This window comes from Providencia xihuensis, from assembly GCF_041953405.1.
GTDB lineage: Bacteria > Pseudomonadota > Gammaproteobacteria > Enterobacterales > Enterobacteriaceae > Providencia > Providencia vermicola.
Map to the genome: position 1 here is coordinate 3943947 of NZ_CP169565.1, position 12816 is coordinate 3956762.

The window sequence follows — 12816 nt, forward strand, 5'->3', positions numbered from 1 at the left end:
ATTTGAAATGTGATTTGTGTCAATTTTGTTAATTATTTTATCTTTTTCTTTATTTATGATGATAAATTATATTTCACGCAACAATTTATAATGATAAATTTGATCGATGTCTAATTTATGAGGTGTAAAATGACATTTTCAATTGTGGCGCGTTGTCCACAAACAGGGAAAATTGGTGCAGCAACGGCAACTGGCGGCCCTGCTGTAGGGGCGTTAGTCCTGCATGGTGCAAGTTATGCTGGTGCAATCGCCACACAAGCCATGACAAATCCCATTGCAGGTTTAAGGGGCATTGAGCACTTACAGCATGGTCTATTTGCAAGTTCATGCCTCAACAGATTGTTAACGGAAGATGAAACTCCTGAACGACGGCAGTGGGTTATTATCGACAATGCTGGCAATAGTGCAGATTGGACTGGGCAAGCTTGTTTGCCTTGGTGCGGGAGCTTGTCAGAAAAAAATGTTGCGATAGCGGGAAATATGTTAGTGGGTGAACAAGTCATTGATGCCATGCACCAGTGCTACCAGAAAAATAGGGGTCTTGAACTCGCCGATAGGCTATTACTCGCTATGCAAGCAGGCGCAAAATCAGGTGGGGATTATCGTGGCATACGTTCAGCCGCGCTAAAAATATGGAGTAACCGCCAATATGCCGATATTGATATACGTTGTGACTGGTCAGAAGCCCCCTTAACTAAGCTAGAGATCATCCTTCAACAGGTTCGTGCCGAGGATTATGCTGATTTTTTCGCTCAGATCCCCACAGGAAATGAATATATTACTAATAATTAACCTCTATGTGGTGTATATCGACCAATAAAGTAAAATAACTGAATGATATACACCCCATTATTAGATGGTTATTTTTCCATCTAACTGATAGGTGCTTAATATTTTTGTATTTTTATCACAAGAAATTTTATAAATATATTATTAATTAATAGATTTATTAATAATATTTAATTAAACAATTCGATCTTTAATCCCACTATATTTATCTCACCTATTTCACATTCTGATATATCTGAGTATTCGCTCAAATAAACAACGCGTTGGTTATATTTATTTTTCATCGTGAAATAAATCATTTTAAATCCCCCAAGTTATTACCCTCATCAACACTAGGTCATTCATCAATTAAAAATAAATTTAAAAACTATTATTTTTCATAATGATAGATTCATAAGCAAATCAAAAAGCAAAGTTAATACACCAAATCAGAGTATTACCATTCAGAAGATGAAATCTGTCGTTTAATTAATCAAAAGTTGAATGAAATTAGCGCAAGCATTTAATTAAAAAATTATTTTTATATTATATGATTAGCTACATGACTTAACCTATATTTAGCATTTTGTTCTGTCATTCATTATTTTAATTTTTCACTGCATTAATACCAAAAAGCACAACTTAAGTACAATAATTAACTTTACACCCGTACACTTTTAATTACATTAATATTTCAAAATCATTAATTAGCTAATACATAAATTTGAATGATCTCCGACAAACCCTTTACAGCACTGAGCACACCAATTTACGTTCATATTCATTTAATCGACTTTTATTAACAAATGCTACCCCCACTTAACAATTTCAAAATATATGATAAGATCATTATCTCAATTTGAAATTATTTACTATATAAAAAACAAGATTGTTATTGAGGTTATAGATGAAAATCTCGAGAAGAAAGCTATTATTAGGGGTTGGTGCTGCTGGTGTTCTGGCAGGGGGTGCAACAGTTGTTCCGATGATCCGTCGTGAAGGCCGTTTCGAATCTACACCATCGCGCGTACCAGCTGTTGCTGGCACTGAAGGCAAATTACCTGAGTCTGCAGATGCAGTCATCATCGGTGCTGGCCTTCAAGGGATCATGACAGCCATTAACCTTGCTGAAAAAGGTTTGAATGTTGTTATTTGTGAAAAAGGCGTTGTCGGCGGTGAGCAATCAGGCCGTGCATATAGCCAAATCATCAGCTATAAAACCTCACCAGCGATTTTCCCTTTACACCACTACGGAAAAATCCAATGGCTCGGTATGAACGAAAAAATCGGTGCTGATACTAGCTACCGTGTTCAAGGCCGTGTTGAAGTTCCTTCAAGCGAAGAAGATTTAGAAGTTTCAAGAGCTTGGATCAAAGCTGCTTCTGAAAACCCAGGTTTCGATACCCCATTACGTACCCGTATGATCGAAGGTACTGAACTGGCAAATCGCCTGGTTGATGCTCAAACTCCATGGAAAATCGGTGGATTTGAAGAAGATTCAGGTAGCCTTGACCCAGAAACCGTCACCCCAGCAATGGCAAACTACGCAAAATCAATCGGTATCCGTATCTATACCAATTGTGCAGTACGCGGCATTGAAACAGCGGGCGGTAAAATTTCTGATGTTGTGACTGAAAAAGGCGCTATCAAAACCTCTCGCGTCGTTCTGACTGGTGGTATTTGGTCTCGCCTGTTTATGGGTAACTTAGGTGTTGATGTTCCAACACTGAACGTTTATCTGTCACAACAACGTATTTCAGGCGTTCCTGGTGCACCGAAAGGCAACGTCCACTTACCTAACGGTATTCACTTCCGTGAACAAGCAGATGGTACCTACGCGGTTGCACCACGTATCTTTACCAGCTCTATCGTTAAAGACAGCTTCCTGTTAGGCCCAAGATTCCTACACGTATTAGGCGGCGGAGAATTACCATTAGAATTCTCTATTGGTAAAGACTTATTTAACTCCTTCATGATGTCGACATCTTGGAATTTAGATGAGAAAACACCATTTGAAGAATTCCGTACTGCAACCAATACACCAAACAATGAACACTTAGATGGCGTTCTGGAAAGACTGAGAAAAGAATTCCCAGTATTTAAAGAGTCTAAAGTAGTTGAACGTTGGGGTGGTACCGTTGCACCAACAGATGATGAAATTCCAATTATTTCAACAGTCGAACAGTATCCAGGTTTAGTCATCAATACCGCAACAGGTTGGGGTATGACTGAAAGTCCTGCATCTGGTCGCTTAACGGCTGAATTGTTAATGGGTGAAACACCATTTATCGATCCAACGCCGTACAAACTTTCTCGTTTTAACTAATAAGCGAAAAAGTCGCGTTTTTTTTTACTGGGATCTATCAGTCAATGGAATTAGGCTAAACTAAAAACTGGCCTTAAGTGAAACTGATAGTTCCCGTTTACTTTGATAATGTTAAGGAGTTTACATGCGCTATAAAACTTTATTGCTTTCTCTGCCTTTGATTTTAGGTGTAGCGAGTGCAAATGCAGCTGAAGATGTTAAACGCGTTCCTGTGAAAGGATTCCCTATCTCTGAATCAGTAGAAATCAGCGCGGGCAACCTTATTTTCCTAAGCGGAAAAGTTCCTTCTAAAATCTCTGCAGATGCCAAAGAAGGCGTTTTAGAGTCTTACGGTAATACCGAAGCACAAACTATCAACGTGTTAAAACAAATCCAAGCTAACCTTGAAGGTATGGGTTTGACTATGAACGACGTTGTTAAAATGCAAGTATTCTTAGTTGGTGGTGAAGAAACTCAAGGGACTATGGACTTTGCTGGCTTTATGGCTGGTTACAACAAGTTCTATGAGTCTGAGAAAGTGACTAACCTACCAGCTCGTTCAACTTTCCAAGTCGCTAAACTGGCTAACCCAGCTTGGAGAGTGGAAATTGAAGTAACAGCGGTTCGTCCTGCTGCGAAAAAATAAGTTATTCTAACGAATAGCGAATCGATAATGGGGCATAGCAATATGCCTCGTTATATTTTCTCTCTTCCCCCTTCCCTCGCAATACTTTTTCATTGTCTTTCACAGACTGTCACCGTGATTTCCGCTATTTTATGGTTTTTATAAAACCATGTTATGCTTCATTGATTGATAAAGAAGCAAAAAAGATAAAAGTTCCCAATAAAGGCGCAATATGATTAAAGAATCTCTCAAGATCCATGGAAAAAAACAGTTTGAGATTAAACAAAAAGTGTCAATTCCACGTAAGTCTAAAGAGATCCGCTACCAAGTAGAGACCTTTTTCTTTTTGCCTTCTTCGCTGCAAATCAATCCTGACTTATACACAGCCTCTAGCCTACAGCGCAGCCTTAAAAATTACATTCGGCTCAGCCCTCCTACGGTAAAACTGTCTGCTTTACCGGAAGAAAACGGGGAGTTAGACGATTTAAAACGTTGGTTGGAGCAGTGTGATCCACTCAATCCCCCCTCGCTAGATGAGTATGAAAATAGGCTTAAGCGCTATACCTTAACCTTTAAGCGAACCGTACGAATTAATATCAAAATGGTGAGCCAAAACCCACAACGGAAGACTGCGGAATATTTAACGGAATTAATGGCAAATATTGCAAAATGCCTATCTGTTTATCGTGAGCTCGCCACTCAGGCCACCCTGATTGAAAAACATATTCATTCCAACGCGTTTTCATACTGTGACGAGTTTATGACTTACTACACCATAAATTATTTACGTGATTTGTTAGCCGATAAACACATGCCATTACGGGAAGAAATACGTCATTTTTGGTATCAAGAAATGCGTTACCTGAAAAAACAATACCCTGATTGTTTCCCTAGTGATGAAACCGATGCTGAGTTGGTGACTTATCGTCGTAATTTATTGAAAAAATATATCAATCGATATCTCTATTTAGAAATTCGTCATAAACGGGGACTTCCCCTGCTATTACACTCTATTTATGGTATTGCTGCTGCAATTTCAATGCTTTTCGCTACTGTTATCGCCTTTTTCTGGCAGGGAAAATATGGAGCCTTAAGTGCAAATTTATTTTTGGCGATGGTCATCGGTTATATCTTCAAAGATAGGCTGAAAGAAGTAGGTCGAGAGCAGTTGTATCGCCTATTCCAAAAATGGATCCCTGACCGCCAATTACGTATTTATCGTGAGGGTGTAAAAGCACCTGTGGGTATTTGTAAAGAGTCTTTTCGCTTTATTAGTGAAAACTCACTCTCCCCAGATATCCGTGAGATGAGGCAAAAATCCCATTGGGTCAATTTAGTTAATGTCCAGCGAATGGAAGATATCCTGTATTATCGCAAAGATGTGCTACTGCATAACCGCCATTCAGTGTTTGAAAAAAACCAGTCATCAATCGCTGATATTACGCGTTTTAATATTTCGGATTTCCTGAAATATATTGATATCAGTTATGAAGAATTAACTGTCAATGATGATGAACCTGCAATTATTGGTGAAAAGGTGTATCACATTTACCTTTGCCGCCGCGTCACTATTAATAAAAAAACCTACAATGAACTGGCGCGCTTAGTAGTCAATGCCGATGGGATAAAACGTTTAGAAGTGTTGCAGTCACTAGACTTACTGACAACCGATGAAGATATTGAGATTTCACCGTAGGCGTTTTATTTTCCTATCCTATTATTTTGACTAATTTAGGTTGTAGCCGCCACGGCTACAACCTAAAGGATGACGAAAATTTAAAAGAGTTAATAGTACAAAGCAATATACTGGTCATCCACCTGCTTAATATCAACCGGCGTGTCAAAGATATCCTCAATAATTTCTGATTTCATGATGTCTTCAGGCTTGCCATGATAAGACAAACGGCCATTTCTTAATGCAACAATGTAGTCTGAATACACGGATGCGAAGTTGATATCGTGGATCACTAAAATAATCGTTTTACCCAGCTCATCTGCGGCGCGGCGCAATAACTTCATCATGATCACTGCGTGTTTCATGTCGAGGTTATTTAAGGGCTCATCCAGTAGAACGTATTCGGTATCTTGACACAGAACCATTGCCACATAAGCACGCTGGCGTTGTCCACCAGAAAGCTCATCTAAATAGCGGTGGCGTAAATCAGATAAATTCAGAAATGACAGTGATTCATCAATTTTCTGTTTATCTTCAAGGTTTAAACGCCCTTTAGTGTAGGGATAGCGCCCGAACCCCACAAGCTCTTCTACTGTTAAACGGCTCGCAAACTGGTTTTCTTGGCGCAAGACAGATAAACATTTGGCTAACTTATCGCTTGGTGTTGTCGAAACATCTAATTCATTGACCTTAACATGACCGCCTTCATCGGGTGTTAACAAACGGCCTATAATCGACAGTAAGGTGGATTTACCTGCCCCATTGGGCCCAATAATCGAAGTGATACCGCTATTTTTAATGGTTGTTGTGACGTTATCTAAGACCTTAGTATCCTGATAACTTTTCGATATCTGACTAATCTCAATCATACTAAAACCTTCTTAACACCATATAAATAAAGAATATTCCGCCAACAAACTCAATAACAACGGACAAGGTTCCCGCCATATTTAAACCATATTCAAGAACGAGCTGTCCGCCAATCAGCGCTATCACACCTAACAAGAAAGACACGGGTAATAAATAGCGGTGCTGGCTACTCCCACTGATAAAGTAAGCCAAGTTTGCCACCATCAGTCCTAAGAAGGTTAAAGGCCCAACCAAGGCGGTTGAGATAGCGACTAAGATGGAAATCAGCAGTAAAATAACCGTGACTTGTTGGCGATAATTAATCCCTAAATTAACGGCATTGGCCTGCCCTAATGCCAAGACATCAAAGCAATAACGCATCCGCCACAAGAGAACGCCAACGACAACAGTAATAAGCAAGGTAAAGAAAATAAGCTCTGGCGTACCTCGAGTGAACGTTGCAAACATGCGGCTTTGTAAAATGGAAAACTCATTTGGATCCATTAGACGCTGAAGTAATGTGGCCACACTGCGAAATAACGTGCCTAAAATGATACCTACCATCAATACCAGGTTGATATTCATTTTCACAGAGACAAATAACCAGCGATAAAGCAGAACCGAAAACAGCACAAGCAAAGTCGATTCCAACAGGAACTTACCGATATTTAGTAACCATGAAGCAGGGAAGCTGTCAGTATAAAAAATAAAGACGGTTTGCAACAAGACAAACAAAGCCTCAAGTCCCATGATTGATGGCGTCAATATTTTATTATTTGCAATGGTTTGGAACAATACTGTCGATACCCCCGCTGCAAACGCCACAACAATCATGGTCAACACGATATAACCACGATGCGGTAGAATATACGCAAGGTTATTGCCTAAGTTGATTGTCATATAAAGCACAATGGATAGCAGCGATAAAGCCAACAATATCCATATTCTTTGCAGTGGCGTTAACCCTTTTTTAGGTTTTGCTAACGCAATTGCGGAGTTAACTTTTTGCATAACGTTGTTGCTTCAACAATAAATATAAGAAAATAACAGCGCCAACCACACCTAGAATCACACTCGCAGGGATTTCAAATGGATAGCGGATCAAACGCCCAATAATGTCGCACAGTAAAACTAAACCACCACCCGCAATACATATCCACGGAATGGTTTTGCGAATGTTATCCCCCATCACTAAGCTCACAAGATTTGGAATAATTAAGCCTAGGAAAGGTAACGCACCAACCACAACGACCACGACACCGCTAATCAGCGCGATAATGGATAAGCCGATGGTCATGACTTTACGATAATTGAGCCCCACATTAATGGAAAATTCACGGCCCATACCAGCAACAGTAAAACTATCTGCAATCCAGCAGGCGATTAACGTGAGAATGCCCACCAGCCAAAGCAATTCATAGCGACCCTGAATGATGCTAGAAAAGTCGCCGCTCATCCATGCCCCAAGGGACTGAAGTAAGTCAAAATAATAGGCTGTAAAGATAGTTAACGCGCTAATCACCGCACCTAACATGATACCCACTAATGGTACTATCAACGCTGATTTTAAAATGACACGGCGTAATAACAGCATAAACAGCATCGTGCCAATCAGGGCAAAGCCACTTGCAACGACCATTTTGGTCATAATACTTGCCGCTGGGAATAGAATCATCACGACCAGTAAGCCTAAACTGGCAGACTGTGTTGTACCCGCAAGCGAGGGCTCAACGAAGCGGTTTTGTGTGAGTAATTGCATGATAAGCCCTGCAACACTCATGGCACTGCCGGCTAGAATTAGGGAGACGGTTCGAGGAATTCGGCTAATAAAAAAGATGTCTTGCATCTCTGGGTCGGTGAAAAGCGAAACGGGTGACACGTCACCCGCTCCAACAAACAAGCTTAATACCGCTAAAACCAATAACGTGATAATTCCACAAAAAAGATAAAGCGTTTTCATTGGTTATTTTGCTTGGCTCTTCTCTAATGCGTTATTGATATCATCCATTAATTTGGAATAGGTCTGGATACCACCTGAGATGTATACCGCTGTTGGGTCAAGGTAAGTAATCTGGCCTTTTTCCCATGCAGCTGTTTTTCTCACTAATGCGTTATCAAGTACTTCCGCTGCAGGTTGTGCGTCTGCTTTACCAATCGCGCTATCACGGTCAATCACAAACAGCCAATCTGGGTTTAATTTTACCAGTAATTCAGCATTGACGATGTTGCCGTGACGACCCGTGTTTTCTTCAAAGACATATGCAGGCTCGAAACCTAACACATCAAAAATAAAGCCAAAACGTGAACCTGGGCCATAAGCAGAAATTTTACCGCCACTGACTAAAATCACCATCGCTTTACCCGCAGTTGGGGCTTTAGTTTTAATACCGTCAATTTTGGTATTGAAATCGGCAATCAGTTTTTTTGCTTCTTCTTCTTTACCAAACAGGGCGCCAAGCTCATTAGTACGCTCAGTTAAGCTACCGATAAAGTTTTTGTTGTCGATATCTAAAGAAATCGTTGGAGCAACGCCGCTCAATTTATCATATGCATCACGAGCACGACTACCACCTAAAATCAGGTCAGGTTTTGCGTTACTTAATGTTTCATAAGCAGGTTCAAACAGCGTTCCGCCATTCACATACTCAGAGCCACTGTATTTCGTTAAGAATTCAGGAAAACGTACGTTGGTTTGTGGAACCCCTGCGACGGGTGCACCTAATGCATCCATGATGTCCAGCGTTTCCATGTTCATGACAATCACTTTTTGTGGATGGCGAGGAATTTCAGTTTTGCCTTGTACATGTTCAATTGTAATGGTTTGTTTCTCTGCCGCTTGGGTTGTTTCTGGCGTTTCTTTTGCGTTATCGCAACCCGCCAAAACTAAAGCGGATAATAAGGCAAGACCTGAAACTAATGATTTTGCAAACATCTCATTTCCTCCATCCATCTATAAAAGTACTGACGATAAAATGTCAACGTCTCGAAGAGGGGGGTATCTTACACGTTATTAAGCGCTAATGATATTAGTTTGCATTTGCATTTGCTAAAAAGATGTTAGAACGCACAAAATCACCAATTCTATAAATGGATATCAATCAAAATAAAGCGTAGGAAAGAAATATTAGAAAGGAACTCATTGAAATGATGGATAATCAACGCCCTAAATACAGGGCAAAAACAAATAGGCTGAGTCTTCAACTACATTTGCATTCTGGCAGCTCAATTATAACGAACGACAGAAATTATAATCCCAGCCTATTTATCATTAATACCAATTTAAACGCTCATCAATGAATGTCATCTAGCCGCCCATTTTCAATGAGTTGGGAGCTGATATCTTCCAGAAACCAATCAATTGGTGTTTCCATCAAAAATGAAAGTTTAAATAAATGAAACAGGTCAATTTTGATCTTCCCTCTTTCATAACGAGAGATTTGTTGCTGGCTTACACCTAACAGTTGAGCCAGTTGAAAACCCGTATAACCGAGCTCTCTGCGTTTCTCTAAGATCCTTTGACCGACCATATAATGGATTTTTTCACTACCGTTTTCTGAATACATATTTTCACCATTTATTAAGGTACAGTTAGAATAAGGGCTGCCGCGCCTTCAAATGTGCCAGGTTGAACACGACCATTCGTCCCTAATACGGCTTTCAGGTTGACGGTATTTGTTCCCCCAGCAGGCACATAAAATTTATAACCCGCCTCTCCTGGCGTGTTATTCGCCCCTAAAAATAAGTTGGCATATAAACTACCATCTGGCTTTAAGTTAACCCGACCATTTGTAACGTTAACCCCTGTTGCGACAACCAGCACATCCATCGCTAGATTACATGTTACAGTGATGGGGACTTCTTTTGCTTGCCCTGCGAGATCAGCTTCACTAATTGCACCAAAGTTAATATCTGGGATACTGTTATTGATCTTACAGGCGCCAATTGGTGGAGGTGCAATACCACATAATGAACCAGGGATTAACCCTCCATTATTTGTCACGCCTGTCGTCTCTTGATAAAATAATCCCACACATTCTTGGTTATTCTGTAACCTGACACCTGTGTGTACAGCCCATTGTGTTGCAGGAGCCAGTGCTTTAGTCATCACTCCAGGGATGTTCTGAACCTCTCTCATCGTCCGGTACTTAGAAATTTCAGCAATCTTTACTGTTGCCGCACCAGGCGTTCCATTCGCTGTATGTTTATGGCTAATGGTGAGGTAACATTGAGACCAACCATAGCAAGGGTTCATCACACTGGGTGATTCAGGATCCCAACGGGCTATAACATATTTATAGTCTGCATCCCCTCTAGCTGGATTGGCTCCTGGCTTTGACTCTGTGATATAAGAGAATATGGATGCCGATGCAGAAGATGAAAACATGACTGCACCAATTAATAGAGATAAGAAAACTTTCATATTAGTTCACAGCCTTATTATTCATAATCTAATTTAAATGTGGCCACGGCACTGTATGGCCCCACTTTAATTGTCTTGTTCTTAATCGCTTCAGGCTCACCTTTTAAATAGGCATAAAAGCGCAGTTGGTTAGCCCCATTTTGTAATGTAATCTTCGCGCCTTTTTTTTCGATATCGAGCGCTGTTTTATCACTGTTTTGCAGTCCCACAGCAAAACCTGATGCCACACTGCTTGTTGAAAGCGCTAAAAAACCAGGTAATGCGAGGTTTGGTGTTCCTGAGAAAGTCACCTCAACAGATTTACCAATTGTGGTATCACAGTCTGCTAATTTAATCGCAAACTCCCTCGGTACCGTTTCGCCATAGGCATAAAAGTTCTTTTCTGGCGTATCAAAAAAATCCATCGGGATATTTTCATCACCAGGTAAAATTGTGCAGGGTTCTTCCACTAAGTTACCGATAATTTTTAAGTTATCTGGTACAGCAAAAGCCGCATTCACATTTATGAATAAAGCACCAGCAACTGCACATTGAATTAATTTGTTCATTATTGGTACTCCGCGAGCAATGTCCCTGTTGCGGTAAAGCTTCCTTCTGGCAACGTAATGCCTGGTTTCTTCACAGGCACCACCGCGAGAACAGGCGCTTGCCCATAAACAATTTTCATTGGCTTATTAATTTCAAAACCAAGGCCATTTTGTGTAATGCGCATTCCAAGGTCTTGAATATTGGTTTGCAGAGCGGCTTTGTCAAAATCAGTTGCCGTCCCCTTAATAGTGAGTATTAAATCCCAACCTTTTAAATTCGCATCACATTTCAACGCATAATTAATCGGTTTTGTGAAGTTAGTACCATCAATTTTATGTAAGCCAATATCTTTATAATCAATAACTTCCACTTTATCTTCAAATACAGTACACGGAGGTGGTATTAATAAAGTGCCTGTAAATTCCACGTCATCAGCAATAGCTATACCCGTAGGTATAACTAACAAACTCATTACCAGAGGAAGTTTTTTTATAAATTTTTGCATTGTTCTTCCCCTTATTGATAATCAAGTTTGATAGTGACACCTGCACGAAAAGCACCACCTTGTGTCAGTGTTTTCGATAAATCGCGAACAGGTATCGCTTCAAATTGAGGTGCATTGGGATAAACAAACTTAATTTCTTGATTTAAGCGAAGTTTGTTTCCGTTATAACGAAACGCAATACCTAAGCCAGGAATATCCGTTTCAACTGCCCCTGAATCAAAAGATATTGGGATCCCAACCAGGGTCATTTTCATTTGTTCAGTGGGTCTTTTATCGCACTTTATATTGTAATTAACTGGCTTAGCGTAAGCAGAGCCATCAATCCGCGTGCTCATGATTTCTTGAAAGTCCACCTTGACAATATTACCGTTATTAATGACGCAAGGTGGTGGTGCTAAAACAACGCCTTTAATCGGAACGGTCACCATACCAGGAGTTATCGTTGCCCTTGTTCCCGCTGAAGGGCTAATACGTGAGTCTGGTAGCCCTGCATATGAAGCTGACGTTGAAAATATTCCAGCAAGGCAGAATGCCAGCAGGTACCTCTGCTTATTTAAATCACTCATAATCCACCTTAAAGTCCATTACAGCGCTGAAACTTCCTTCCGTTAGTTTTTCTGGGGTCCTCACTGGCGTGACAAAATATTGAAGAGTACCCTGTGGTGCATCAAGAAACTGAGGACGCCCTTGGCTTCCAAGCCGAATATCACCTCTTTGCGCATCAGTGACTTCTAATGCCAAACCAGAGACACCTTTAACACTCAACATTTCAGGGAAATATTTATCTGATACCGCAACAAAAGAGACGGTTATCACAGGTTGCATCGCATCCCAAATTGGCGTATCGGTTCGAATGTCTCTCATTCGGCTTGCCGTGCGAATGCAATGCCTAAATTCTAATTCGAATGAGACAGGCTCAGCTCTATCACCTGGTTTACGGAGTGAAGATGAAGGGATCTCCCCTAGAGACACTTCTTGGCGCATTGAATTAGTCACATCCATAGTACAAGCTGCTTCTGTCATCATGCCATTTACTGTCAATGTTCCATGTAAACCCTCTATATCCCAACTATCTGCGCTGCTGGTAAACACAGGCGCGACGCTGAATATAATAGCGCTAAACAGGAGAGTCCTTTTCATA

Annotated in this window: 14 protein-coding genes; 4 read left to right on the top strand and 10 right to left on the bottom strand. The window is 40.5% G+C overall.

Annotated features, from left to right (window positions below):
• The first annotated feature begins 129 nt into the window (after positions 1-129).
• From ACE2AL_RS17890 to ACE2AL_RS17905, 4 genes are all read left to right on the top strand, one after another.
• Complete coding sequence (locus ACE2AL_RS17890) at positions 130-792, top strand: DUF1028 domain-containing protein (RefSeq protein ID WP_349415528.1); 663 nt, start codon at positions 130-132, stop codon at positions 790-792.
• Between the two features lie 883 nt (positions 793-1675).
• Positions 1676-3094, top strand: a complete 1419-nt coding sequence (locus tag ACE2AL_RS17895) for an FAD-binding oxidoreductase (RefSeq protein WP_206083381.1) — start codon at positions 1676-1678, stop codon at positions 3092-3094.
• Positions 3095-3218: 124 nt separating this feature from the next.
• A complete protein-coding gene (locus tag ACE2AL_RS17900) occupies positions 3219-3719 on the top strand; it encodes a RidA family protein (protein ID WP_206083380.1) in 501 nt (166 codons plus the stop codon).
• Positions 3720-3930: 211 nt separating this feature from the next.
• The gene (locus ACE2AL_RS17905) at positions 3931-5394 is read left to right on the top strand and encodes a hypothetical protein (protein ID WP_206083379.1); all 1464 of its coding nucleotides are present in this window, start codon (positions 3931-3933) and stop codon (positions 5392-5394) included.
• Positions 5395-5483: 89 nt separating this feature from the next.
• Here ACE2AL_RS17905 and ACE2AL_RS17910 read toward each other — a convergent pair whose 3' ends face one another.
• The 10 genes from ACE2AL_RS17910 to ACE2AL_RS17955 form a co-directional block, all read right to left on the bottom strand.
• Entirely contained in the window at positions 5484-6242 is a 759-nt protein-coding gene (locus ACE2AL_RS17910) for an ABC transporter ATP-binding protein (RefSeq protein WP_206083378.1), read from the bottom strand.
• Between the two features lies 1 nt (position 6243).
• On the bottom strand, positions 6244-7233 hold the full coding sequence (locus tag ACE2AL_RS17915) for an iron chelate uptake ABC transporter family permease subunit (protein WP_047757179.1): 990 nt from the start codon (positions 7231-7233) through the stop codon (positions 6244-6246).
• Entirely contained in the window at positions 7220-8182 is a 963-nt protein-coding gene (locus ACE2AL_RS17920) for an ABC transporter permease (RefSeq protein WP_206083377.1), read from the bottom strand. The genes ACE2AL_RS17915 and ACE2AL_RS17920 overlap by 14 nt, the downstream gene beginning before the upstream one ends.
• Before the next feature lie 3 nt (positions 8183-8185).
• Complete coding sequence (locus tag ACE2AL_RS17925) at positions 8186-9154, bottom strand: siderophore ABC transporter substrate-binding protein (RefSeq protein WP_206083376.1); 969 nt, start codon at positions 9152-9154, stop codon at positions 8186-8188.
• Positions 9155-9512: 358 nt separating this feature from the next.
• The gene (locus ACE2AL_RS17930; protein ID WP_206083375.1) at positions 9513-9785 is read right to left on the bottom strand and encodes a helix-turn-helix domain-containing protein; all 273 of its coding nucleotides are present in this window, start codon (positions 9783-9785) and stop codon (positions 9513-9515) included.
• Between the two features lie 14 nt (positions 9786-9799).
• Complete coding sequence (locus tag ACE2AL_RS17935) at positions 9800-10642, bottom strand: adhesin (protein WP_349415527.1); 843 nt, start codon at positions 10640-10642, stop codon at positions 9800-9802.
• 17 nt (positions 10643-10659) lie between these two features.
• On the bottom strand, positions 10660-11190 hold the full coding sequence (locus ACE2AL_RS17940) for a fimbrial protein (RefSeq protein WP_206083373.1): 531 nt from the start codon (positions 11188-11190) through the stop codon (positions 10660-10662).
• The gene (locus tag ACE2AL_RS17945; protein ID WP_241016808.1) at positions 11190-11675 is read right to left on the bottom strand and encodes a fimbrial protein; all 486 of its coding nucleotides are present in this window, start codon (positions 11673-11675) and stop codon (positions 11190-11192) included. The genes ACE2AL_RS17940 and ACE2AL_RS17945 overlap by 1 nt, the downstream gene beginning before the upstream one ends.
• An 11-nt stretch (positions 11676-11686) precedes the next feature.
• Positions 11687-12241 carry a fimbrial protein gene (locus ACE2AL_RS17950; protein ID WP_206083372.1) on the bottom strand — a complete coding sequence of 185 codons (555 nt, stop codon included), beginning with the start codon at positions 12239-12241 and terminating at the stop codon, positions 11687-11689.
• Positions 12234-12815, bottom strand: a complete 582-nt coding sequence (locus tag ACE2AL_RS17955) for a fimbrial protein (RefSeq protein WP_206083371.1) — start codon at positions 12813-12815, stop codon at positions 12234-12236. Before ACE2AL_RS17955 ends, ACE2AL_RS17950 begins: the two co-directional genes overlap by 8 nt.
• Between the last annotated feature and the right edge of the window lies 1 nt (position 12816).